Annotated in this window: 22 protein-coding genes; 16 read left to right on the forward strand and 6 right to left on the reverse strand. The window is 58.3% G+C overall.

Features of this window, described 5'->3' with window-relative positions:
• Positions 1–42: 42 nt before the first annotated feature.
• A complete protein-coding gene (dapD, locus tag JOE39_RS00295) occupies positions 43–1,077 on the reverse strand; it encodes a 2,3,4,5-tetrahydropyridine-2,6-dicarboxylate N-succinyltransferase (RefSeq protein ID WP_003339600.1) in 1,035 nt (344 codons plus the stop codon).
• 47 nt (positions 1,078–1,124) lie between these two features.
• A complete protein-coding gene (locus JOE39_RS00300; protein ID WP_003314287.1) occupies positions 1,125–1,472 on the reverse strand; it encodes an ArsC family reductase in 348 nt (115 codons plus the stop codon).
• A gap of 232 nt (positions 1,473–1,704) precedes the next feature.
• On the opposite strand from JOE39_RS00300, the gene JOE39_RS00305 reads away from it, so the two are divergent.
• Positions 1,705–1,935, forward strand: coding sequence for a hypothetical protein (locus tag JOE39_RS00305; RefSeq protein WP_003314288.1), 231 nt, complete (start codon positions 1,705–1,707; stop codon positions 1,933–1,935).
• A 91-nt stretch (positions 1,936–2,026) separates the two neighbouring features.
• On the opposite strand, the gene JOE39_RS00310 is transcribed toward JOE39_RS00305, so the two are convergent.
• The 4 genes from JOE39_RS00310 to map all read right to left on the reverse strand — a co-directional run bounded on the left by JOE39_RS00310 (position 2,027) and on the right by map (position 7,796).
• Positions 2,027–2,875: a matrixin family metalloprotease gene (locus JOE39_RS00310; protein ID WP_210078056.1), complete on the reverse strand. Its 849-nt coding sequence runs from the start codon at positions 2,873–2,875 to the stop codon at positions 2,027–2,029.
• 131 nt (positions 2,876–3,006) lie between these two features.
• A complete protein-coding gene (gene dapC / locus JOE39_RS00315) occupies positions 3,007–4,200 on the reverse strand; it encodes a succinyldiaminopimelate transaminase (RefSeq protein ID WP_004418696.1) in 1,194 nt (397 codons plus the stop codon).
• Positions 4,201–4,251: 51 nt separating this feature from the next.
• The gene (locus JOE39_RS00320) at positions 4,252–6,948 is read right to left on the reverse strand and encodes a [protein-PII] uridylyltransferase (protein WP_210078055.1); all 2,697 of its coding nucleotides are present in this window, start codon (positions 6,946–6,948) and stop codon (positions 4,252–4,254) included.
• A gap of 65 nt (positions 6,949–7,013) precedes the next feature.
• Positions 7,014–7,796, reverse strand: coding sequence for a type I methionyl aminopeptidase (map, locus tag JOE39_RS00325; RefSeq protein WP_003391089.1), 783 nt, complete (start codon positions 7,794–7,796; stop codon positions 7,014–7,016).
• Between the two features lie 314 nt (positions 7,797–8,110).
• Here map and rpsB point away from each other — a divergent pair, with 314 nt between their 5' ends.
• The 15 genes from rpsB (at position 8,111) to rnhB (ending at position 22,845) form a co-directional block, all read left to right on the forward strand.
• Entirely contained in the window at positions 8,111–8,854 is a 744-nt protein-coding gene (rpsB, locus tag JOE39_RS00330) for a 30S ribosomal protein S2 (RefSeq protein ID WP_003314293.1), read from the forward strand.
• A gap of 190 nt (positions 8,855–9,044) precedes the next feature.
• The gene (gene tsf / locus JOE39_RS00335; RefSeq protein WP_003391086.1) at positions 9,045–9,908 is read left to right on the forward strand and encodes a translation elongation factor Ts; all 864 of its coding nucleotides are present in this window, start codon (positions 9,045–9,047) and stop codon (positions 9,906–9,908) included.
• A 205-nt stretch (positions 9,909–10,113) separates the two neighbouring features.
• Positions 10,114–10,854, forward strand: coding sequence for a UMP kinase (gene pyrH / locus JOE39_RS00340; protein ID WP_003339591.1), 741 nt, complete (start codon positions 10,114–10,116; stop codon positions 10,852–10,854).
• Positions 10,854–11,411, forward strand: a complete 558-nt coding sequence (gene frr / locus JOE39_RS00345; protein ID WP_003314295.1) for a ribosome recycling factor — start codon at positions 10,854–10,856, stop codon at positions 11,409–11,411. The genes pyrH and frr overlap by 1 nt, the downstream gene beginning before the upstream one ends.
• Positions 11,412–11,427: 16 nt before the next feature.
• On the forward strand, positions 11,428–12,183 hold the full coding sequence (gene uppS / locus JOE39_RS00350) for a polyprenyl diphosphate synthase (RefSeq protein WP_003314296.1): 756 nt from the start codon (positions 11,428–11,430) through the stop codon (positions 12,181–12,183).
• On the forward strand, positions 12,183–12,998 hold the full coding sequence (locus JOE39_RS00355; protein WP_003422045.1) for a phosphatidate cytidylyltransferase: 816 nt from the start codon (positions 12,183–12,185) through the stop codon (positions 12,996–12,998). Before uppS ends, JOE39_RS00355 begins: the two co-directional genes overlap by 1 nt.
• A complete protein-coding gene (gene ispC, locus JOE39_RS00360; protein WP_024664753.1) occupies positions 12,995–14,185 on the forward strand; it encodes a 1-deoxy-D-xylulose-5-phosphate reductoisomerase in 1,191 nt (396 codons plus the stop codon). The genes JOE39_RS00355 and ispC overlap by 4 nt, the downstream gene beginning before the upstream one ends.
• Before the next feature lie 117 nt (positions 14,186–14,302).
• Positions 14,303–15,655, forward strand: coding sequence for a sigma E protease regulator RseP (rseP, locus tag JOE39_RS00365; RefSeq protein WP_024664752.1), 1,353 nt, complete (start codon positions 14,303–14,305; stop codon positions 15,653–15,655).
• Between the two features lie 74 nt (positions 15,656–15,729).
• Positions 15,730–18,105: an outer membrane protein assembly factor BamA gene (gene bamA, locus JOE39_RS00370; RefSeq protein WP_210078053.1), complete on the forward strand. Its 2,376-nt coding sequence runs from the start codon at positions 15,730–15,732 to the stop codon at positions 18,103–18,105.
• Between the two features lie 45 nt (positions 18,106–18,150).
• A complete protein-coding gene (locus tag JOE39_RS00375) occupies positions 18,151–18,654 on the forward strand; it encodes an OmpH family outer membrane protein (RefSeq protein ID WP_003314303.1) in 504 nt (167 codons plus the stop codon).
• A 2-nt stretch (positions 18,655–18,656) separates the two neighbouring features.
• Positions 18,657–19,712 (forward strand): UDP-3-O-(3-hydroxymyristoyl)glucosamine N-acyltransferase, encoded by a 1,056-nt coding sequence (lpxD, locus tag JOE39_RS00380; protein WP_210078052.1) that lies wholly within the window; start codon positions 18,657–18,659, stop codon positions 19,710–19,712.
• Between the two features lie 109 nt (positions 19,713–19,821).
• A complete protein-coding gene (gene fabZ / locus JOE39_RS00385; RefSeq protein ID WP_002554719.1) occupies positions 19,822–20,262 on the forward strand; it encodes a 3-hydroxyacyl-ACP dehydratase FabZ in 441 nt (146 codons plus the stop codon).
• Positions 20,259–21,035 (forward strand): acyl-ACP--UDP-N-acetylglucosamine O-acyltransferase, encoded by a 777-nt coding sequence (lpxA, locus tag JOE39_RS00390; RefSeq protein ID WP_003314305.1) that lies wholly within the window; start codon positions 20,259–20,261, stop codon positions 21,033–21,035. Before fabZ ends, lpxA begins: the two co-directional genes overlap by 4 nt.
• A 2-nt stretch (positions 21,036–21,037) precedes the next feature.
• Entirely contained in the window at positions 21,038–22,180 is a 1,143-nt protein-coding gene (lpxB, locus tag JOE39_RS00395; RefSeq protein ID WP_024650253.1) for a lipid-A-disaccharide synthase, read from the forward strand.
• Positions 22,181–22,191: 11 nt separating this feature from the next.
• Positions 22,192–22,845, forward strand: a complete 654-nt coding sequence (rnhB, locus tag JOE39_RS00400) for a ribonuclease HII (protein ID WP_032658553.1) — start codon at positions 22,192–22,194, stop codon at positions 22,843–22,845.
• The last annotated feature ends 6 nt before the right edge of the window (positions 22,846–22,851 follow it).

A 22,851-nucleotide genomic window follows, 5' to 3' on the forward strand; every position in this document is an offset into this window, starting at 1 on the left:
GAGGCGGGTTCAAAGCCGTCGGCCTTGAACCCGCACACAGCATCAGTTATGAGCGTGCAGTGCTTCGTTCAACTCGACGGCCGACTTGTGGGTTTTGCATTCCACTGCGCCGGTCTGAGAGTTGCGACGGAACAGCAGGTCGGTCTGACCCGCCAGCTCGCGGGCCTTGACGATCTTGACCAGCTCATTGTTTTCGTCGAGCAGCGCGACCTTGGTACCCGCGGTCACGTACAGGCCCGACTCCACGGTGTTGCGATCACCCAGCGGGATGCCAATGCCGGCGTTGGCGCCGATCAGGCAGCCTTCACCGACCTTGATGATGATGTTGCCACCGCCGGACAGCGTACCCATGGTCGAGCAGCCGCCGCCCAGATCCGAGCCCTTGCCGACGAATACGCCAGCGGAAACGCGGCCTTCGATCATGCCCGGGCCTTCGGTACCGCCATTGAAGTTGACGAAGCCTTCGTGCATGACGGTCGTGCCTTCACCGATATAGGCGCCCAGACGCACGCGAGCGCTGTCAGCGATACGAACGCCGCTCGGCACAACGTAATCGGTCATCTTCGGGAATTTGTCGACCGAGAATACTTCCAGCAGCTCGCCCTTGAGGCGTGCTTCGAGCTGACGCTCGGCCAGTTCGACCAGGTCGACCGCGCCCTGGCTGGTCCAGGCCACGTTTGGCAGCAGAGGGAAGATACCTGCCAGGTTAAGACCGTGCGGCTTGACCAGGCGGTGCGACAGCAGATGCAGCTTGAGGTACGCCTCGGGAGTCGACGTCAGTGTGGCGTCTTCAGCCAGCAGGGTCGCGACCAGCGGCTTCTGGCTTTCGGCCAGACGAGTCAGCAGTGCGGCTTGAGTCGCGTCCACGGATTTGGCCGCTTCGGCCAGCTTGTAGGCCAGGTCGACATTGAAGGTGATTGCCTGGTTGCCGCCGGTGTAACCCAGAACCGGTGCGATAGCCGCGACCAGTTCCGCAGAAGGATTGATCAGAGGCTGAGCATAAAATACTTCAAGCCATGCGCCTTGACGATTTTGGGTGCCGACGCCGAAGGCCAGGCTGAACAGGGTGGTGGACATGTAAATACCTCGTGGCTTTATCAAGGGGCTTTCAGTAGCGCTCTGGCTTACTGTAAAGCCGCTGCATACAGGTCAGGCTTGAAGCCGATCAGGGTTTTATCGCCCAGATCAAGCACTGGACGCTTGATCATGGACGGCTGCGCGAGCATCAGTTCTATGGCTTTCGCCTGGTCGAGATCGGCCTTTTGTCCGTCTTCGAGCTTGCGAAAGGTCGTGCCTGCGCGGTTCAGCACAACCTGCCATCCGTGTTCATTGCACCACTGCTCGAGGTGCTCACGGTCGATGCCCTGGGTCTTGTAGTCGTGAAATTCGTAGCTCGCCGAATGCTCGTCGAGCCAGGTACGAGCCTTCTTCATCGTGTCGCAGGCTTTGATGCCAAATAGAGTGTAAGTCATTGTTTAAGGTGGGGTGGCTGATCTTGCTCGATACTCCCCACGTCCTCTCCTCGCAATTTAGCCGGCTATTATGCCACGTCAGTCCGTTCAGTGTCGTGACAGCGCCAGTACGGTGGCTGAACGAAAATTAGATAATAAGGCTAACCATCATTAAGAAAACTTCACCCGCTCACGCTTGAGTCGCTGGCTGCTGCGCGCAATTATTACCCGTCATTTGAAGTTTGGGTGCGTTATGTCTGAGCAAGAGAAGAAGCGTCAGGAAGCGCTTGTACGGCAACGTTATTACAGGGAGCGTCAGCGTGCCGAGGGATTCAAGCAGAGTACCCTCTGGATTCACGGTGAAGCTGAAGCCCAGGGCCGCCTGGCTGCCCGCGAAGGAAAGCCGTTGTTGCCCATGCAGTCCCATGATCCGGTCAGTTGGGCGGTCGGCTGGGTGGCGGAAAAGCTGCGAACCCGAGAGTAATCAGCACTTTTTTCGGGCGGTCACGCCACACGTTGGAAACGTATGGCGCTGTTGATTGCCGCATGATCAGCACGTGCCCGGACGCTTTCCGTCAGTGCGTTTCAAATTTCGAGTTGCCACGGTCCGCATAGATAGCGCCCATCACGGCGATGTCATTGCTGCTGAGCGTCTTGCCCACATTGATGATCTCGAAGTCACCGAGGGTCAGGCCGTTGGGGATATCGAAATGCATGATCGAGTCACGGTCGTAAGCCGAGTGGTGGAAGTCGGCGGCCTCGTACCTGTCGAAAAAATTGGTGTTGATCTCTTCGTCACTCAATCCGGTTTGCGAAAGCAGTGAGCGCACGAGCGGTTCGTTCCAGGGGATGTTTGCCTGCGGATGCTGATGCTCGTGAACCGCGCCCAAGGCGTGACCGAATTCATGCAGCACGATGCGCGTCAGTTCCGGCATGGGTTTCAGATCCGCCGTGTACAGCTCTTTGAGGTTGAACTCCATGGTAGCCTCATCAGGCTCGGCCAGCAGGGTATCGGTGCCTATGGCGCTCCAGTTCAGGTGTTCATTGAAGCCGATTCTGATATCGCTTGCCCCGTCCGTAACGAACTCGAATTTCAGATTTATATGAGGCAGCCATTTGCTTGCCGCTTCTACGATGGGCGCTGTGAGGGTGGCTGGAGGGTTCTTGAGGAAAAGAACTTTCAGGGTTCGCCCGCGAGCCCAGTATTTGCTGAACGAAACCAGCAGGCGCGCCTGGTGCCTTGACTGGCCGGTGTTGTTGCCGGTTTCCGATGGGTAAGCAGGGGTGGTTTCCGCGTTAGCGGGGTTTTCGCGAATCGCCGCTTCATACGAAGCCTGGTGATTTCCAGCGCTGCGCATGCAGCAGGATGCGGGCAGTTTTACGCCTTTTGGAGCAGTGGATGCGGGCATGAGATTGGCCTTCATGGTTGTTCGCTTCGTGTCTGGAAGCATGAAAAATGAAGGTTGAGAGTACGTTCACGCACGGGGCGGGAGGTGGTAATTAATTACCCCGCCGCACATTGCATGCGGCGGGGCGATCTTTTTGGGTTTGGCTTTTACTTGCTCAGGAAGGCGCGGATACGTTCGGCCGCTTCGATGCATTCCGCCAGCGGTGCCACGAGCGCCAGACGCACCCGGCCTGCGCCAGGGTTGACGCCATCCACTTCGCGGGAAAGGTACGAGCCCGGTACTGCGGTGACATGCTGATCGACGAACAGATCGCGGCAAAATGCAGCGTCATCGGTACCGACATTCGGCCACAGGTAAAAACCACCGTCCGGGCGCTGAACGTCGAGCACCGGGCTCAGGATGTCGAGCACCGCAGCGAATTTTTCGCGGTACAGATCACGGTTGGCGCGTACGTGCTCCTCATCATTCCAGGCCGCGATGCTGGCCAGTTGAGTCTGAACCGGCATGGCGCAGCCGTGATAAGTCCGATACAACAGGAAGGCCTTGAGGATCTCCGCGTCACCCGCCACAAAACCGGAGCGCAGGCCCGGCAGATTGGAGCGTTTGGACAGGCTGTGGAAGACCACGCAGCGTTTGAAATCCTTGCGGCCCAGCTCGACGCAGGCGCTGAGCAGGCCCGGCGGCGGGGTTTGTTCGTCGAAGTACAGTTCGCTGTAGCACTCGTCCGCAGCAATGACAAAGTCATGTTCGTCAGCCAGGGCAATGAGCTTTTTCAGGGTTTCAACCGGAATCAGTGCCCCGGTAGGGTTGCCCGGCGAGCACAGAAAGAGGATCTGACAACGCTTCCAGATGTCCGGGCTGACGGCATCGAAATCGGGATTGAAACCGTTCTCGCTCAGGCATGGCAGGTAGTGTGGATGGGCTCCGGCCAGAAACGCAGCGCCTTCATAGATCTGGTAGAACGGATTCGGGCTGATCACCAGGCCGTCATCGCTGCGATTGACCACGGTCTGGGTGAAGGCGAACAGCGCTTCGCGCGTGCCGTTGACCGGTAGTACATTGCGCGCCGGATCGATCCAGCCCTGTGGTACGCCGAATCGACGGCTGCACCAGCCGGCAATGGCTTCGCGCAGTGCCGGAATACCCAGCGTGGTCGGGTAAACCGCCATCTGATCGAGATTGTCTGCCAGCGCCTTGGCGACGAAATCGGGGGAGCGGTGCTTAGGCTCGCCAATCGACAGCGCTACCGGACGCTTTTCCGGGTTGGGCGTTACGCCGGCCAGCAGAGCGCGCAGCTTCTCGAAAGGGTAAGGCTGAAGCAGTTGCATGGCGTTATTCATGGAACGTGTTCCTCAATGAGCTGCGTTGAGTCGATTCGTAGGAGCGAATGTTCATATGCTGATCCGCAAATCGCCGCCTTGCTCTGAGTTGACACTCAGTTGCTTGACGATTGCATCCTGCAACTGGCGGCACAATTGTGGATCGGACAGCGGGTGATTGTTGGCGTCGGTGATGAAGAACACGTCTTCCACGCGTTCGCCCAGCGTTGCAATCTTGGCGTTCTGCAGGGACAGGTCGAACTCCAGGAAGATCTTGCCGACGCGCGCCAGCAGCCCGGGACGATCCGGTGCCAGCAACTCGAGTACCGTCACTGGGCGCTGGGCGTCGTTGTGGATGGTGACTTGCGGGGCGAAGGCAAAGTGCTTGAGCTGACGCGGCACGCGGCGCTTGATTATTGTCGGGTAATCATCCGGGTTGCGCAGGGCTTCGGTCAGGCCTTCGCGGATGTCCTGAATGCGCTCCGGATTATTGCCGATCGAACCACCCTCATGGTCGAGGACGATGTAGGTGTCGAGTGTGAATTTGCTGCTGGAAGTGATAATGCGCGCGTCGTGAATGTTCAGGTTCAACTGGTCCATCGCCGCCACGGTCACCGCGAAGAAGTCATGCTGATCCGGGGCGTAAATGAAAATCTGCGTCCCACCCTCGAATTCACGCTGCGTGGTCTCCTTGATCAGCACCAGCGGTCCGCCGTCGGCCGGTTGCTGCAGGATTGCATCGCTATGCCAGGCCACGTCGCCGGCGGTGTGACGCAGGAAATAATCGTCGCCCAGTGCTGACCAGAGTTGCTCGACGTCATCAGGATCAGTGCCGTTGCGTACCAGAATATCCAGCGCGGCAGTCTGTGTGCGACGAATCTGCTCTTCGCGGTCGACCGGGTTTTCCAGGCCGCGGCGCAGGGCACGCTTGGTCTCGGTGTACAGCTGGCGCAGCAGGCTGGCACGCCATGAGTTCCAGAGCGTCGGGTTGGTCGCGTTGATGTCGGCGACAGTCAGTACATACATGTAGTCCAGATGCACTTCGTCGCCCACGAACTGGGCAAAGTCGTGGATGACCTGCGGGTCGGAGAGATCCTTGCGCTGGGCGGTGGTCGACATCACTAGGTGGTTGCTCACCAGCCAGACGATGAGCCGGGTGTCCCAGGCAGGCAGATGATGGCGCGTACCGAAGGCCTGCGCGTCGACGGCGCCGAGCTCCGAGTGATCACCGCCACGACCCTTGCCGATGTCGTGATAAAGCCCGGCCAGGTAGATCAGCTCCGGCTTGGGCAGGCGCCCCATGATCTTGCTGGCCAGCGGGAATTTCTCGGACACTTCGGTGTACTGCAGCTTGCGCAGGTGCTTGATCAGATTCAGCGTGTGCGCATCGACCGTATAGATGTGAAACAGGTCATGCTGCATCTGGCCAACGATATGGCCGAACTCCGGCAGGTACAGGCCGAGAATGCCGTAGCGATTCATTCGGCGCAGGTTGCGATGAATGCCTATTTCGCACTTGAACAGTTCGATGAACAGGCTGGTGTTACGAATATCGTTGCGGAACTCGTCGTTGATCAGATGCCGATGTTCACGCAGCAGGCGAATGGTGTCGGCGCGCACACCTTTTATCTCCGGGTGCTGGGCCATGAGCACGAAGATTTCGATCATGGCAAACGGGGTGCGCTTGAAGACGTGCGGATGGGTGGCTTCTATATAGCCGTCGTGCAGTTGAAAGCGTGAATTGATCGGCTGTGGTGTACCGCTGTCGTCGGAAAGAATCACTTCTTCGAAATGCTGGATGATCAGATCGCTGAGTTCGGCGATGCTCATGACCACTCGGTAGTACTTCTGCATGAAGCGCTCTATGGCCAGTTTGGCATCATTGTCTTCATAGCCCAGCAATCCGGCGATGCGCACCTGATAATCGAACAGAAGCCGGTCCTCTGAGCGCCCGGCCAGCATGTGCAACGCATAACGCACTTTCCACAAAAACTCCTGGGAGGAGGCGAGCAGGGCGTTTTCGCTGCCCAGCAGGAAGCCTTCGCCTGCCAGCGCATGCAGGTTAAGCGTGCCGTACTGACGTCGCGCGACCCAGAGAATGGTCTGAATATCGCGCAGGCCGCCCGGAGAACCCTTGACGTTGGGTTCCAGGTTGTATTCGGTGTCGTTGTACTTGTGGTGGCGTTTTTTCTGCTCAGCGTGCTTGGCGAGGAAGAACTCCTTGCTCGGCCACATATGCTCGGTGCTGGTGACCTCCAGCATGCGCTGGCGCAGGCGCTCGGGGCCGGCGATGGTGCGGCTTTCCATCAGATTGGTGATGACGGTCAGGTCGGCGCGGCCTTCCTGTGCGCATTCGTTGACCGAGCGTACGCTTTGCCCGACTTCCAGGCCGATGTCCCACAGCAGCGTCAGAAACCGCTCGATGGGTTCGCGGAAAACTTCGTGGTCGTCGCTGTCCAGCAGGATCAGCAGATCGATGTCCGAGTAAGGATGCAGCTCGCCGCGCCCGTAGCCACCCACTGCCAGAAGCGCGATGTCGGCGTCTTCACTCCATTCGAACTGATCCCAGGCCTTTTGCAGAATGTTATCGACAAACCATGCCCGGTCCTCGATCAGTCGTCGAATGTCACGGCCCGACCTGAAGCGCTCATCAAGGACGTCTCTCGCTCTGCGGATGGCCTTCTTGAACGCAGCGATGGGGCTGGCTTTCAAGGCCAGTTCGGCCTGGAACTGGCCACGATCGAACAAGTCTGGATCTACTTGCGGCATTGAGCAGTATTCCTCGTGTCGGGCTGTGCAAGCGACGGGCGGGTGTTCAGCCGGGCATGATCGGGTCAGGGAGCCTTTTGGGCAATGGTGTCATCGCTGCGCAAGGTGAAGATTTCGTAACCGTCGGCGGTCACCAGCAGCGTGTGCTCCCATTGCGCCGAGAGCTTGCGGTCCTTGGTGATCGCCGTCCAGCCATCGCCGAGAATCTTGGTCTCAGGGCGACCCTGGTTGATCATCGGTTCGATGGTGAAGGTCATGCCTTCCTGCAGCTCGATACCGGTTCCGGCCTCGCCAAAGTGCATGACCTGTGGCTCTTCATGAAACACCTTGCCGATGCCATGACCGCAGAACTCGCGAACCACGGAGAAACCGTTCTTTTCAGCGTGTTTCTGGATGACGGCACCGATGTCACCCAGGCGAGTGCCGGGTTTGACGATTTCGATGGCCTTGTACAGGCACTCCTGAGTCACCTTCGACAGGCGCTCGGCCCATACCGGAACGGTGCCGACATGGAACATCCTGCTGGTGTCGCCATGGTAGCCGTCCTTGATGACGGTGACGTCGATATTCAGCGAGTCGCCGTCTTTCAGCTTCTTGTCGCTCGGGATGCCGTGGCAGACCACCTGGTTGATCGAGGTGCAGATCGATTTTGGGAAGCCCTTGTAGTTCAGCGGGGCCGGGATCGCCTTCTGTTCGTTGACGATATAGTCGTGGCAGAGGCGGTCCAGCTCTTCGGTGGTCACACCGGGCTTGACGTGCGGCGCTATCATTTCCAGAACATCGGCGGCCAGGCGACCGGCGATGCGCATCTTTTCGATGTCTTCCGGGGTTTTGAGGGTGATGGTCATACGAATTCTCTCGGCGTGGCAGGCACGCGGTGGGTGCGCAAAGGCGCAATTCTATCAGACCACCGGTGCCGGGTAATCATCGCTTCCTTCTATAGGCTGTCCGTGAAGCTGCAAAGTCGCCGCAAAACAAGCACTTGATGGGAGTTCCGTTCTCTTCCCTTTTGTGATATAAAATGCGCCGCTTTGCAAGGTCCGTCCTTGGAAGCACAAACCCACACACGTGTCGACACGATGACCTGGGTGCCCTTGGCAGATGCCATTGGTTGGTCATTGGGATACGTGGAGGCCTAACCCGACTTATCAAGGAACTATTTATGTCCCAAGTCAATATGCGCGATATGCTCAAGGCTGGTTGCCACTTCGGTCACCAGACCCGTTACTGGAATCCGAAAATGGGTAAATACATTTTCGGCGCGCGCAACAAGATTCACATCATCAACCTTGAAAAAACCCTGCCTATGTTCAACGAAGCGCTGACTTTCGTTGAGCGCCTGGCTTCGGGCAAAAACAAGATTCTGTTCGTCGGCACCAAGCGTTCCGCTGGCAAGATCGTTGCTGAAGAAGCAGCACGTTGCGGTTCGCCGTACGTCGACCATCGCTGGTTGGGCGGCATGCTGACCAACTTCAAGACCATCCGTCAGTCGATCAAACGTCTGCGCGAGCTGGAAGTACAGGCTGAAGACGGTACTTTCGCCAAGCTGACCAAGAAAGAAGCCCTGATGCGTACCCGTGATCTGGAAAAACTGGATCGCAGCCTGGGTGGTATCAAGGACATGGGCGGTCTGCCAGACGCTCTGTTCGTTATCGACGTTGATCACGAGCGCATCGCGATCACCGAAGCCAACAAGCTGGGCATCCCGGTTATCGGCGTCGTCGATACCAACAGCAGCCCGGAAGGCGTTGACTACATCATCCCGGGCAACGATGACGCAATCCGCGCCATCCAGCTGTACATGGGTTCGATGGCTGATGCTGTTATCCGTGGTCGTAACAATGTTGCTGGCGGCACCGACGTTTTCGTCGAAGAAGCTCCAGCTGCAGCCGCTGTAGAAGGCTGAGTACAAACGCCTGGCGTTTACTCAGTACGCGAAAAGGGGGCTTAGCCCCCTTTTTGCCACCTAGGAAATGATTTGTCGGTCTGTAACCATGACCTCTCTGTCATGTGTTGCTGCCACCCTGATTTTTCAAGAATTGCACGCCCGGCCTGCCGGGTGGAATGGTTGAAGACCTATCCAAGAGGATTTTGAAATGGCAGAGATTACTGCAGCGTTGGTCAAAGAACTGCGCGAGCGTACCGGCGAAGGCATGATGGATTGCAAAAAGGCCTTGACCAAGGCTGGCGGCGACATCGAAAAAGCAATCGACGATATGCGTGCTTCCGGCGCCATCAAGGCCGCCAAGAAAGCAGGTAACGTGGCTGCTGAAGGCGCTATCGCCATCAAGGACGACGGCAAAGCCGCTGTCATCATCGAAGTCAACTCGCAGACCGACTTCCTGGCCCTGCAAGACGACTTCAAGGCTTTCGTTGCTGCAAGCGTCGAAAAAGCCTTCGCTGACAAGCTGACTGATGTCGCTCCGTTGATCGAAGCTCAGGAAGCTGCACGTCTGGTACTGGTCGGCAAGGTTGGCGAAAACGTCAACATCCGTCGCCTGAAGCGTATCGAAGGTGACGTGGTAGGGACTTACCTGCACGGCAACAAGATCGGCGTGGTTGTTACCCTCAAGGGTGGCAACGTCGAACTGGCCAAAGATATCGCCATGCACGTAGCAGCAAGCAACCCCGAGTTCCTGTTCCCTTCGGAAGTTTCTGCCGAAGCGATCGAGCGCGAGAAGAACGTCTTCCTGCAATTGAACGAAGACAAGATCAAAGGCAAGCCAGCTGAAATCGTTGAGAAGATGGTTGGCGGTCGTATCACCAAGTTCCTGGCAGAAGCCAGCCTGGTCGAGCAAGCCTTCGTCAAGAACCCGGAAGTCAAGGTCGGTGATCTGGCCAAGAAAGCCGGCGCTGAAATCGTTTCCTTCACCTACTTCAAAGTAGGCGAAGGCATCGAGAAGCCAGTTGATAACTTCGCTGACGAAGTGGCTGCTCAACTGGCTGCCGCCAAGCAGTAAGACGGTTTTTCAACTGTCGCCCCAAAGAGGCTGCCCGCTCACGCGTGCGGCCTCTTTGTCGAAAGAGAAAAGGAAATTTTCCTTGGAGATTGTGCTCACAAGGCTGCATTCTCCCGACGCGCGCATAGCGTCAAGCTAAAGTAAGCGCAGGCTTGAAATAGCCCGCACAGATTTTTTTCAGAAAACGCCGCAGGAGAGATTCGCAATGGCTCAGCAGGGCAGTGGTTATCAGGCTCGCTATAAACGCATTCTACTCAAGCTTAGCGGTGAGGCCCTCATGGGCTCAGAAGAGTTCGGCATTGATCCCAAGGTGCTGGACCGCATGGCGCTGGAAGTCGGCCAGCTGGTCGGTATCGGCGTTCAGGTCGGTCTGGTGATCGGTGGCGGCAACCTGTTCCGTGGCGCGGCCCTGAGTGCTGCGGGCATGGATCGGGTGACAGGCGACCACATGGGCATGCTGGCCACTGTGATGAACGCCCTGGCAATGCGCGATGCGCTGGAGCGCGCTAATATCACCGCCATCGTGATGTCGGCCATTTCCATGGTGGGTGTGACCGATCATTACGATCGTCGCAAGGCGATGCGCCATCTCAGCGCCAAGGAAGTGGTGATTTTTGCTGCCGGTACCGGTAATCCGTTCTTTACGACCGATTCTGCTGCCTGTCTGCGCGCGATCGAGATTGACGCCGATGTGGTGCTTAAGGCCACCAAGGTGGACGGTGTGTACACCGCAGATCCGTTCAAAGACCCGAATGCCGAGAAGTTCGATCATCTGACGTACGATGAAGTGCTGGATCGCAAGCTGGGTGTGATGGATCTGACCGCAATCTGCCTGTGTCGCGATCACAAGATGCCGTTGCGCGTCTTCAACATGAACAAGCCGGGTGCTCTTCTGAATATCGTCCATGGTGGCGCCGAAGGGACCCTGATCGAGGAAGCACAATAATGATCAACGAAATCAAGAAAGATGCTCAGACCCGCATGCAGAAGAGTCTGGAGTCGCTGACCCATGCCTTCACCCGTATCCGTACCGGCAAGGCGCATCCAAGCATCCTGGGTGGCGTCATGGTTCCTTACTACGGTGCTGATACCCCGCTGGCCCAAGTGGCCAACGTGACCGTCAAGGACTCGCGTACCCTTCAGGTCGTGGCGTTCGAGCGCAACATGCTGGCGGCTGTCGACAAGGCTATCCAGAGCTCCGGTCTGGGTTTCAACCCGACCAACCTGGGTGAGCTGCTGCTGATCTCCATGCCGGCGCTGACCGAAGAAACCCGCAAGGGCTTCACCAAGCAGGCGCGCGATGCCGCAGAAGATGCCCGTGTGGCGGTCCGTAACATTCGCCGTGACGCCTTGAGCCAGTTGAAAGACCTGGTCAAGGAGAAGGAAATCAGCGAAGACGAAGAGCGCCGTGCGGCTGACGACGTACAGAAGCTGACTGACAAGTTCGTTGCGGAAATCGAAGTTGCGGTCAAGCAGAAAGAAGCCGATCTGATGGCTGTTTAAGGTTTCGGACGCTTTCATGGAAAAGATAAAACCGGCCGTGCCGTCTTCGGTGCCGCGCCATGTCGCGATTATCATGGATGGTAATAATCGCTGGGCGAAGAAACGCCTGCTGCCAGGCGTTGCAGGCCATAAGGCGGGTGTCGATGCTGTGCGGGCCGTTATCGAGGTCTGCGCTGAAGCTCGGGTCGAAGTACTGACACTGTTCGCGTTCTCCAGTGAAAACTGGCAGCGCCCGGCCGAAGAGGTTGGCGCGCTGATGGAGCTGTTTTTCACGGCGTTGCGCCGTGAAACCAAGCGCCTGAACGAGAACGAGATCAGCCTGCGGATCATCGGCGACCGCTCGCGCTTTCATCCTGAGCTTCAGGCTGCCATGCGCGAGGCGGAAGTGCGCACCTCAGGCAACAGCCGCTTCGTACTACAGATCGCTGCCAACTACGGTGGGCAGTGGGACATTGCGCAGGCTGCGCAACGGTTGGCGCGTGAGGTTCAGGCCGGACACCTGCAGCCGGAGGACATTACTCCCCAGTTGTTGCAGACCTGCCTGGCCACCGGCGACTTGCCGTTGCCGGATCTGTGCATACGCACCGGCGGCGAGCATCGCATCAGCAACTTCCTGCTTTGGCAGCTGGCCTACGCCGAGCTGTACTTCTCCGACCTGTTCTGGCCGGACTTCAAACACGATGCCATGCGCGCTGCGCTGGCAGATTTCGCTTCTCGCCAACGTCGCTTCGGTAAAACCAGCGAACAGGTAGAAGCTGGAGCCCGGGCTTAATGCTGAAACAACGGATCATCACGGCACTCATTCTGTTGCCGATCGCCTTGTGCGGGTTTTTCCTGCTGACCGGCATGTACTTCGCCCTGTTCATCGGGGTGGTTGTCGTTCTGGGTGCCTGGGAATGGGCGCGGCTCGCTGGTTTCGCCGCGCAGTCGATGCGTATCGGTTATGCGGCTGTGGTCGCCGTTCTGCTATTTCTCATGTACCTGCTGCCGGGGCTGGAGCCCTGGGTGCTGGTTGCTGCGGTCATCTGGTGGAGTGTTGCGACCTTTCTGGTCCTTACCTATCCGGACTCGAGCAGCCACTGGGCGAGTGCAGCGTGCAAGCTGGTTATCGGCCTTCTGATTCTGCTGCCTGCATGGCAGGGTCTGGTCCTGATCAAGCAATGGCCGCTGGGTAACTGGCTGATTCTGTCGGTGATGGTGCTGGTCTGGGCCGCCGACATCGGCGCTTATTTCTCCGGCAAGGCTTTTGGCAAGCGCAAGCTGGCACCCAAGGTAAGCCCTGGCAAGAGCTGGGAGGGCGTATATGGCGGTCTGGTGGTCAGTCTGGGCATCACGGCAGCAGTGGGCGTTTCCCGCGACTGGACGGTTGCGCAGTTCATAGCAGCGCTCTTTGGTGCCGCGGTGATCGTATTCATCTCGGTGATTGGCGACCTGACCGAAAGCATGTTCAAGCGCCAGTCCGGGGTCAAGGACAGCAGCAATCTGCTGCCTGGCCACGGCGGGGTGCTCGACCGTATCGACAGCCTGACGGCGGCCATCCCGGTATTTGCGGTGCTGCTCTGGGCCGCTGACTGGGGTGTCATGTGAGTGGGCCGCAACAAATCACCATTCTGGGTGCAACCGGTTCCATCGGGCTGAGTACTCTGGATGTCGTTGCCCGTCATCCAGCGCTTTATCAAGTGTTCGCGCTTACCGGCTTCAGTCGCCTGGACGAATTGCTGGCCTTGTGCATCAGGCACACGCCGCAGTACGCCGTAGTGCCTGATCAGATGGTCGCCCGCAAGCTGCAGGATGACCTCGCGGCGGCCGGGCTCGATACCCGGGTGCTGGTCGGCGAAGGCGGTCTGTGCGAAGTAGCCGCAGACCCTCGGGTAGACGCAGTCATGGCCGCCATTGTCGGAGCTGCCGGCTTGCGTCCGACGCTGGCTGCGGTGGAGGCGGGCAAGAAGGTATTGCTGGCCAACAAGGAAGCGCTGGTCATGTCCGGCGCCTTGTTCATGCAGGCCGTTCGGCAAAGTGGCGCTGTGCTGTTGCCGATCGACAGCGAGCACAATGCGATCTTCCAGTGCCTGCCCGGCGACTTCGCTCGCGGGCTGGGTGCCGTCGGTGTTCGGCGGATCATGTTGACTGCCTCGGGCGGGCCGTTTCGCGAAACGCCGCTGGAGCAGTTGCACAATGTCACGCCTGAGCAGGCCTGTGCCCATCCGGTCTGGTCGATGGGGCGCAAGATCTCCGTCGATTCGGCAACCATGATGAACAAGGGGCTCGAGCTGATCGAAGCCTGCTGGCTGTTCGATGCGCGCCCGGATCAGGTCGAGGTGGTCATTCACCCGCAAAGCGTGATCCACTCGCTGGTCGATTATGTCGATGGCTCAGTGCTGGCTCAATTGGGCAATCCCGACATGCGTACGCCCATCGCCAATGCGCTGGCATGGCCTGCACGTGTAGACTCTGGCGTTGCGCCACTGGACCTGTTTCGTATCGGCCAGCTTGATTTTCAGGCGCCGGACGAGGAACGATTCCCTTGCCTGCGGCTGGCCCGACAGGCGGCAGAGGCTGGAGGTAGTGCGCCTGCCATGCTCAACGCGGCCAATGAAGTGGCCGTTGCGGCATTCCTCGACGGGCGTATCCGCTACCTGGAAATCGCCGGTATTATCGAAGAGGTTCTGGATCATGAGCCTGTCACCGCGGTCGAAGGGCTTGATGCGGTGTTTGCCGCCGATGCCAAAGCGCGTTTGTTGGCGGGCCAATGGCTTGAAAGAAACGGGCGATAGCGATCTGACAACCCGACAAGATGTGAGTGAAAGGGTTGATGTGGTGCGTCAAGGGCGGGCCTGGAGGTCTGCAATGATTAACACACTGGCCGACCAGTCGGTACCCGGAGAAGGCTGATGAGCGCTTTATACATGATTCTCGGCACCCTGATTGCGTTGGGCGTGCTGGTGACCTTCCACGAATTCGGCCACTTTTGGGTGGCTCGTCGCTGTGGCGTCAAAGTGCTGCGTTTTTCAGTAGGCTTCGGTACGCCTCTTCTGCGCTGGCATGACCGTCAGGGCACCGAGTACGTCGTCGCTGCCATTCCTCTGGGCGGCTATGTGAAAATGCTCGACGAGCGCGAAGGCAATGTGCCGCCCGAGCTCGCCGACCAGTCGTTCAACCGCAAGACAGTAGGCCAGCGCATCGCGATCGTGATCGCCGGCCCGACAGCCAATTTCCTTCTCGCCATCGCCTTTTTCTGGGTGCTGGCGATGATGGGCAGCGAACAGGTGCGCCCGGTGATCGGCGCAGTCGAGTCCGGAAGTATCGCCCAGCAGGCTGGCCTGACGGCCGGACAGGAAATCGTCGCTGTCGATGGCGAGCCTACTTCTGGGTGGTCCGGGGTCAACCTGCAGCTGGTCCGTCGCCTGGGTGAAAGCGGTACCATCGCTTTCAAGGTCAGGGATCAGGGGTCTACGGTCGATACATCTCGTGAGCTGGTACTCAATGACTGGCTGAGAGGGGCAGAAGAGCCTGATCCGATAAAATCGCTGGGTATTCGCCCGTGGCGTCCGGCGCTGCTGCCGTTGCTGGCAGAAATCGATCCGAAAGGTCCGGCGCAGAGCGCAGGACTTAAATCGGGTGATCGTCTCGTTTCGATGGACGGCCAGCCGCTCGAGGAGTGGCAACAGGTTGTCGATCGGGTGCGCGAGCGCCCCGAAGCGAAGATTTCGCTGCGCATCGAGCGCGACGGCGTGCAAATGGACGTGCCGGTGACGCTCGCGGCCAAAGGCGAGGGCAAGGCTGCCGCAGGTTACCTCGGCGCTGGTGTGAAAGCTGTCGATTGGCCACCGGAAATGCTGCGCGAGGTCAGCTACGGGCCTTTCGCGGCGATGACCGAGGGCGTGAAGCGCACCTGGAACATGAGTGTGCTGACCCTGGACTCGCTGAAGAAAATGTTGTTCGGCGAGCTCTCGGTAAAAAACTTGAGTGGACCGATAACCATTGCTAAAGTGGCGGGCGCTTCGGCCCAGTCGGGCATCGGAGATTTTCTGAACTTCCTCGCTTATCTGAGTATTAGCCTGGGTGTTCTGAATCTGCTGCCCATTCCCGTCCTGGACGGGGGGCATTTGCTGTTTTATCTGATCGAGTGGGCGCGTGGTCGTCCCCTTTCGGAAAAGGTTCAAGGTTGGGGGGCGCAGATCGGTATCAGTCTGGTAGTGGGCGTAATGTTGCTCGCGCTGGTCAACGATCTGGGCCGACTGTAAAGCGTTGCCGAGTTGCGAATCTGCCGCATTTTGCGGCAGTTTGTTTATTGCCAGTTGGAATAAGAAAGGACTTCATGAAACGTCTGCTGCTAACTGCGGTTCTTTCCGCACTGATGATCGCTGAAGTTCACGCCGAGTCCTTCACCATCTCCGATATCCGTGTCAACGGCCTGCAGCGGGTTTCCGCCGGCAGCGTCTTTGGTGCACTGCCGCTGAACGTAGGCGAGCAGGCGGACGATGGTCGTTTGGTCGATGCTACCCGTTCGCTGTTTAAAACCGGTTTCTTTCAAGATATCCAGCTGGGTCGCGACGGCAACGTGCTCGTCATCAACGTCGTCGAGCGTCCTTCGGTTGCGAGTATCGAAATCGAGGGTAACAAGGCCATTTCCACCGAGGACCTGATGAAGGGGCTGAAACAGTCCGGTCTGGCCGAAGGTGAGATTTTCCAGCGTGCCACCCTCGAAGGCGTGCGTAACGAGCTGCAACGTCAATACGTTGCCCAGGGCCGTTACTCTGCCGAGGTTGACGCCGAGGTTGTTCCTCAGCCGCGCAACCGCGTCGGCCTGAAGATCAACATCAATGAAGGCACCGTAGCCTCCATTCAGCACATCAACGTGGTGGGCAACAAGGTCTTCTCCGACGAAGACCTGACCGACCTGTTCGAGCTCAAGACCAGCAACTGGCTGTCGTTCTTCAAGAATGACGACAAGTACGCCCGTGAAAAGCTGTCCGGTGACCTTGAGCGTCTGCGTTCGTACTACCTCGATCGCGGCTATATCAACATGGATATCGCCTCGACCCAGGTGTCGATCACGCCCGACAAGAAGAACGTGTACATCACGGTCAACATCAACGAAGGCGAGAAGTACAGCGTCAAGTCGGTCAAGCTCAGCGGTGACCTGAAGGTCCCTGAAGACCAGGTCAAATCCCTGCTGCTGGTGCAACCGGGTCAGGTATTCTCGCGCAAGGTCATGACCACGACGTCCGAACTGATCACCCGCCGTCTGGGTAACGAAGGCTATACCTTCGCCAACGTCAACGGCGTACCGACACCGAACAATGAAGACCACACGGTCGATATCACATTCGTCGTCGATCCGGGCAAGCGTGCCTATGTCAACCGTATCAACTACCGCGGCAACACCAAGTCGGAAGACGAAGTGCTGCGTCGCGAAATGCGCCAGATGGAAGGCGGCTGGGCATCGACCTACCTGATCGACCAGTCGAAAACCCGTCTGGACCGTCTGGGCTTCTTCAAGGAAGTCAACGTCGAAACGCCACCTGTTCCTGGCACCGACGATCAGGTCGATGTGAACTACGCCGTTGAAGAGCAGGCGTCCGGTTCGATCACCGCCAGCGTGGGCTTTGCGCAAAGCGCCGGTCTGATCCTCGGTGGTTCGATCAGCCAGAACAACTTCCTCGGTACCGGTAACAAGGTCAGCATCGGCCTGACCCGCAGCGAATACCAGAGCCGTTACAACTTTAGCTACGTCGATCCGTACTACACGCCGGACGGTGTCAGCCTGGGTTACAGCGCGTTCTATCGCACCACCAACTACGATGACCTCGACGTTGATGTTGCAAGCTATGCGGTTGACAGCCTGGGTGCCGGTATCAACCTTGGCTACCCGATCAGCGAGACCTCGCGCCTGACTTACGGCCTTTCTGTGCAGCAGGACGAGATCAAGACCGGCAAGTACACCGTTGACGAGATTTTCGACTTCGTCGAGAAGGAAGGCGACAAGTACCTGAACTTCAAGGGCTCGGTTGGCTGGTCTGAATCGACCCTGAACAAGGGTGTATTGGCGACCCGTGGTCACTCGCAAAGCCTGGTGTTCGAATCCACCTTGCCGGGTAGCGACCTGTCGTTCTTCAAGCTGGATTACCGTGCTCAGTACTTCCACCCGATCACCGATAACTACACCCTGCGTTTCCACACCGAGCTGGGTTATGGTGACGGATACGGTTCGACCTCGGGTCTGCCGTTCTACGAGAACTACTATGCGGGCGGTTTCAACTCGGTACGTGGCTTCAAGGACAGCACCCTTGGTCCGCGCAGTACGCCAAGTAACGGTTCCAAGCCGGGCACACTGGCGGACCCGGATCAGGATCCACTGCCGTTCGGCGGCAACGCCCTGGTTCAGGGTGGCGTAGAAGTCATGTTCCCGCTGCCATTCGTCAAGGATCAGCGCTCGCTGCGGACGTCTGTTTTCTGGGACGTGGGTAATGTCTTCGATACCAAGTGCGACTCGACCAGAACAAGCGCGTCAGGCAAGAAAGTCGAATGCAACGACATCGACCTTTCCGGCATGGCCAGCTCTGTGGGTATCGGCGTCACCTGGATCACCGCACTCGGCCCGCTGAGCTTCGCTCTGGCGATGCCGATCAAGAAGCCGGACGACGAAGCCGAAACGCAGGTTTTCCAATTCTCCCTGGGTCAGACCTTCTAAGCGTCTGATCTTTGATAACGCAACGAATTTTGTAGGAGTTGTATTGTGCGTAAGTTGACTCAACTGGTAATGCTGGCAACCGTACTGGTCGCAAGCCCTGCATTCGCCGACATGAAAATTGCGGTACTGAACTATCAGATGGCCTTGCTGGAATCGGACGCTGCCAAGCGTTACGCAGTGGACGCCGAGAAGAAATTCGGCCCGCAACTGACCAAGCTGAAAAGCCTGGAAAGCAGCGCCAAGGGCATTCAGGATCGTCTGGTCAGCGGTGGCGACAAGATGGCTCAGCCTGAGCGCGAGCGTCTGGAGCTTGAATTCAAGCAAAAGGCCCGTGATTTCCAGTTCCAGTCCAAGGAACTGAACGAAGCCAAGGCCGTTGCTGACCGCGAAATGCTCAAGCAGTTGAAGCCTAAGCTGGATCAGGCTGTAGAAGAAGTCATCAAGAAAGGTGGTTTCGACCTGGTTTTCGAGCGCGGTGCGGTGATCGACGTCAAGCCACAGTATGACGTGACTCGCCAGGTCATCGAGCGCATGAACCAGCTGAAGTAACCATGAGCATAACCATCAAGCTCGGCCAGTTGGCCGAGTTCCTTGGTGCTACGTTACGTGGCGACAAGGATATCGAAATCACCGGGCTGGCCACTTTGCAAGAGGCCGGCCCTGGTCAAGTCAGTTTCCTGGCAAATCCCAAGTATCGTAAATTGCTGGTCGATACCCAGGCCACTGCCGTGCTGCTCAAGCCGGCAGACGCCGAAGGTTATACCGGTAATGCGCTGGTGGTTCCTAATACTTATCTGGCCTATGCGCGCATTTCGCATTTTTTCGATCCCAAGCCTAAAAGTAGCGCAGGCGTTCATCCGACGGCAGTGATTGCCGCAGATGCACTGATTGATCCTGCTGCCAGCATTGGCGCTTTTGCTGTGATCGAGAGCGGTGTGCGCATTGCAGCAGGTGTCACCATCGGTGCTCACTGCTTCATCGGCGCTCGCTGCGAGATCGGTGAAGGCGGCTGGCTGGCCCCGCGGGTAACGCTTTACCACGATGTGCGCATTGGCAAGCGCGTGGTCATCCAGTCGGGTGCTGTGCTGGGTGGCGAAGGCTTTGGCTTTGCCCAGGATAAAGGTATCTACCACAAGGTTGCACAGATCGGTGGCGTCACCCTTGGTGATGACGTCGAGGTTGGCGTCAATACGGCAATCGATCGGGGTGCGCTGGCTGATACGCGAATTGGCAATGGCGTCAAACTGGACAACCAGATTCAGATTGCCCACAACGTGCAGGTCGGCGATCACACGGCGATGGCTGCGTGTGTTGGTATCTCTGGAAGCACCAAAATCGGCAAGCATTGCATGCTGGCGGGCGGGGTTGGTCTGGTGGGGCATATCGATATTTGCGATGGTGTTTACATCACGGGTATGACCATGGTCACGCACTCCATCACCGAGCCTGGTTCTTACTCCTCGGGTACGGCTATGCAACCAGCGGACGAATGGCGCAAGAGCGCAGCTCGTCTGCGCAAGATCGACGACATGGCGCGACGTCTGCAAAAGCTCGAAAAGGTTGTAGAGACGGTGACCTCCTCGGGTAATCGCTCATCTGATGGCTGATACCTTTTTAATATCAAGCGTGCTCAGTCGATAAACTGCCTCCTTGATGTAGAGGGGTGCTGCGCAGTCGCGACGCACTCCTAATCTTTACTACAGGCTTCCCCTCGAAATGATGGACATCAAAGAAATTCGCGAATACCTGCCTCATCGTTACCCGTTCCTGCTGGTGGATCGCGTGACCGAGCTGGATATCGAGAACAAGAACATTCGCGCCTACAAGAATGTCAGCGTCAATGAGCCTTTTTTCAACGGTCATTTCCCTGAGCATCCCATCATGCCGGGTGTGCTGATCATCGAAGCGATGGCGCAGGCTGCCGGTATTCTTGCGTTCAAGATGCTCGACTCCAAGCCGTCGGACGGCACGCTCTATTATTTCGTCGGTTCGGACAAACTGCGTTTCCGTCAGCCGGTTCTGCCGGGCGACCAACTGGTTCTCGAGGCGAAATTTCTGAGCAGCAAGCGCCAGATCTGGAAGTTCGAATGTAAGGCTACAGTTGATGGCAAGGCAGTCTGCTCTGCTGAAATCATCTGTGCGGAACGCAAACTATGAGTTTGATTGACCCTCGCGCAATCATCGATCCGACGGCCGTTCTGGCCGACAATGTTGAGGTCGGCCCTTGGTCGATCATCGGACCCGGTGTGGAAATTGGCGAGGGTACAGTCGTCGGTCCTCACGTTGTCCTCAAGGGGCCAACCAGAATCGGCAAGCACAACCGCATCTACCAGTTTTCATCGGTGGGTGAGGACACGCCTGATCTGAAATACAAGGGCGAGGAAACCCGCCTTGTCATCGGCGATCACAATGTGATCCGCGAAGGCGTGACCATTCACCGCGGAACCGTTCAGGACCGTGCCGAAACCACGCTGGGCGATCACAACCTGATCATGGCCTATGCCCATATCGGGCATGACAGCGTGATCGGCAACCACGTGATTCTGGTCAACAATACCGCCCTGGCAGGCCACGTTCACGTGGATGACTGGGCTATCCTGTCCGGCTTTACCCTGGTGCATCAGTTCTGCCACATCGGTGCGCACAGCTTCTCCGGCATGGGGACGGCGATCGGCAAGGATGTACCCGCGTTCGTCACGGTCTTTGGCAACCCGGCCGAGGCGCGCAGCATGAACTTCGAGGGCATGCGCCGTCGCGGCTTCTCCGAAGAAGCCATTCATGCGTTGCGCAGAGCCTACAAGACGGTTTATCGCCAGGGTCTGACCATCGGTCAGGCGCTGGCCGATCTGGCAGAGCCTGCAGCGCAGTTTCCTGAAGTGGCGGTATTTCTTCAGTCCATTCAGACGTCGACTCGCGGCATCATTCGCTAATCATGACCAGTCCACTCTGTGTCGCTCTGGTCGCGGGTGAAGCATCCGGCGATATCCTCGGATCCGGTCTGATGCGTGCCCTCAAGGTGCGCCATCCTGATATCCGCTTCATCGGTGTCGGCGGTCCGTTGATGGAAGCCGAAGGCATGCAGTCCTCCTTCCCGATGGAACGCCTGTCGGTGATGGGGCTGGTTGAAGTGCTCGGGCGACTGCGCGAGCTGCTGGCCCGGCGCAAGTTGCTGGTCCAGACCCTGATCAATGAAAAGCCGGATGTCTTCATCGGCATCGACGCCCCTGACTTCACGCTCAACATCGAACTTCAACTGCGTCGCGCCGGCATCAAGACCGTGCACTACGTCAGCCCGTCAGTCTGGGCCTGGCGTCAGAAGCGTGTGCTGAAGATTCGTGAAGGCTGTGATCTGATGCTGACCCTGTTGCCGTTCGAAGCGCGTTTCTACGAAGAGCAGGGCGTACCGGTGCGTTTTGTCGGTCACCCACTGGCAGATACCATCCCCCTGGAGTCCGATCGTGCAGGTGCTCGCGCTGGCCTGGGATTCGCGCAGGATACGCCGGTTGTCGCGCTGATGCCGGGCAGCCGGGGCGGTGAGGTGGGGCGTCTGGGCGGGTTGTTTTTCGACACGGCCGAGCTGCTGCTTGCCCGGCGCCCTGACTTGCGTTTCGTGCTGCCCTGCGCCAGCCCACAGCGGCGAGCTCAGGTGGAGCAATTGCTGCAGGGTCGTGATCTGCCCGTCACGCTGCTCGACGGCCAGTCGCACGTTGCCCTGGCCGCGTGCGATGCGGTACTGATCGCCTCCGGCACCGCGACCTTGGAAGCCCTGCTGTACAAGCGCCCCATGGTGGTTGCCTACCGCCTGGCGCCGCTGACCTTCTGGATCCTCAAGCGAATGGTCAAAAGCCCTTACGTGTCGCTGCCGAACCTGCTGGCCCAGCGTCTGCTGGTGCCTGAACTGCTGCAGGACGACGCTACGCCAGAAGCCCTGGCGCGTACGCTGCTGCCATTGATCGAAGACGGTCGCGAGCAAACCGCCGGTTTTGATGCCATTCACCGGATCCTGCGCCGCGATGCGTCCAATCAGGCCGCCGATGCGGTATTGAGCCTGCTCGGACGGTCGCCTTCACTGTGAGGTCGCCCATGATGCAAACAGGTCTGGATTTTACCCTCGTCGAGGACCTGGTGGCGGGTGTTGATGAAGTGGGTCGCGGTCCGCTGTGCGGTGCAGTGGTAACCGCCGCCGTCATTCTCGACCCGACCAGGCCCATTCTCGGTCTCAATGACTCGAAGAAACTGACCGAAGCCAAGCGCGAAAAGCTCTACGTCGAAATTCAGGAGAAGGCCCTGTGCTGGTTCATCGCCAGGGCTGAAGTCGAAGAGATCGACCAGTTGAATATCCTGCACGCCACGATGCTGGCCATGCAGCGCGCAGTCGAAGGCTTGAGTATCACGCCCAGACTGGCGCTTATCGACGGCAACCGCTGCCCGCAGTTGTCGGTGCCCTCGGCGCCGGTGGTAAAGGGTGACTCCAAGGTACCTGCCATCGCCGCCGCCTCGATTCTTGCCAAGGTAAGCCGGGATCGGGAAATGGCGGCGCTTGAACTCATCTATCCGGGTTATGGCATCGGCGGGCACAAGGGTTATCCTACGCCGGTGCATCTGGAAGCACTGGCCCGGCTCGGGCCTACGCCCATTCATCGGCGTTCCTTTGCACCGGTGCGTGCAGCCCACGAAGCGCGTGCAACGATAATGATGGGCGGCTCGCTTGCGCCGTCAGTCGGTTTGCTGCAGGACTGACGTTTC

This window comes from Pseudomonas sp. PvP100, assembly GCF_017833055.1.
Classification (GTDB): Bacteria; Pseudomonadota; Gammaproteobacteria; order Pseudomonadales; family Pseudomonadaceae; genus Aquipseudomonas; species Aquipseudomonas syringae.

Excerpts from the sequence above, each read along its gene's own strand:
- uppS (WP_003314296.1), top strand. The coding sequence starts at position 11,428 with ATGGAAAAGATAAAACCGGCCGTGCCGTCTTCGGTGCCGCGCCATGTC.
- rseP (WP_024664752.1), top strand. The coding sequence starts at position 14,303 with ATGAGCGCTTTATACATGATTCTCGGCACCCTGATTGCGTTGGGCGTG.
- tsf (WP_003391086.1), top strand. The coding sequence starts at position 9,045 with ATGGCAGAGATTACTGCAGCGTTGGTCAAAGAACTGCGCGAGCGTACC.
- pyrH (WP_003339591.1), top strand. The coding sequence starts at position 10,114 with ATGGCTCAGCAGGGCAGTGGTTATCAGGCTCGCTATAAACGCATTCTA.
- lpxD (WP_210078052.1), top strand. The coding sequence starts at position 18,657 with ATGAGCATAACCATCAAGCTCGGCCAGTTGGCCGAGTTCCTTGGTGCT.
- JOE39_RS00300 (WP_003314287.1), bottom strand. The coding sequence starts at position 1,472 with ATGACTTACACTCTATTTGGCATCAAAGCCTGCGACACGATGAAGAAG.
- JOE39_RS00320 (WP_210078055.1), bottom strand. The coding sequence starts at position 6,948 with ATGCCGCAAGTAGATCCAGACTTGTTCGATCGTGGCCAGTTCCAGGCC.
- lpxB (WP_024650253.1), top strand. The coding sequence starts at position 21,038 with ATGACCAGTCCACTCTGTGTCGCTCTGGTCGCGGGTGAAGCATCCGGC.
- JOE39_RS00305 (WP_003314288.1), top strand. The coding sequence starts at position 1,705 with ATGTCTGAGCAAGAGAAGAAGCGTCAGGAAGCGCTTGTACGGCAACGT.
- JOE39_RS00310 (WP_210078056.1), bottom strand. The coding sequence starts at position 2,875 with ATGAAGGCCAATCTCATGCCCGCATCCACTGCTCCAAAAGGCGTAAAA.
- frr (WP_003314295.1), top strand. The coding sequence starts at position 10,854 with ATGATCAACGAAATCAAGAAAGATGCTCAGACCCGCATGCAGAAGAGT.
- rnhB (WP_032658553.1), top strand. The coding sequence starts at position 22,192 with ATGCAAACAGGTCTGGATTTTACCCTCGTCGAGGACCTGGTGGCGGGT.
- rpsB (WP_003314293.1), top strand. The coding sequence starts at position 8,111 with ATGTCCCAAGTCAATATGCGCGATATGCTCAAGGCTGGTTGCCACTTC.
- dapC (WP_004418696.1), bottom strand. The coding sequence starts at position 4,200 with ATGAATAACGCCATGCAACTGCTTCAGCCTTACCCTTTCGAGAAGCTG.
- bamA (WP_210078053.1), top strand. The coding sequence starts at position 15,730 with ATGAAACGTCTGCTGCTAACTGCGGTTCTTTCCGCACTGATGATCGCT.
- dapD (WP_003339600.1), bottom strand. The coding sequence starts at position 1,077 with ATGTCCACCACCCTGTTCAGCCTGGCCTTCGGCGTCGGCACCCAAAAT.
- JOE39_RS00355 (WP_003422045.1), top strand. The coding sequence starts at position 12,183 with ATGCTGAAACAACGGATCATCACGGCACTCATTCTGTTGCCGATCGCC.
- fabZ (WP_002554719.1), top strand. The coding sequence starts at position 19,822 with ATGATGGACATCAAAGAAATTCGCGAATACCTGCCTCATCGTTACCCG.
- lpxA (WP_003314305.1), top strand. The coding sequence starts at position 20,259 with ATGAGTTTGATTGACCCTCGCGCAATCATCGATCCGACGGCCGTTCTG.
- map (WP_003391089.1), bottom strand. The coding sequence starts at position 7,796 with ATGACCATCACCCTCAAAACCCCGGAAGACATCGAAAAGATGCGCATC.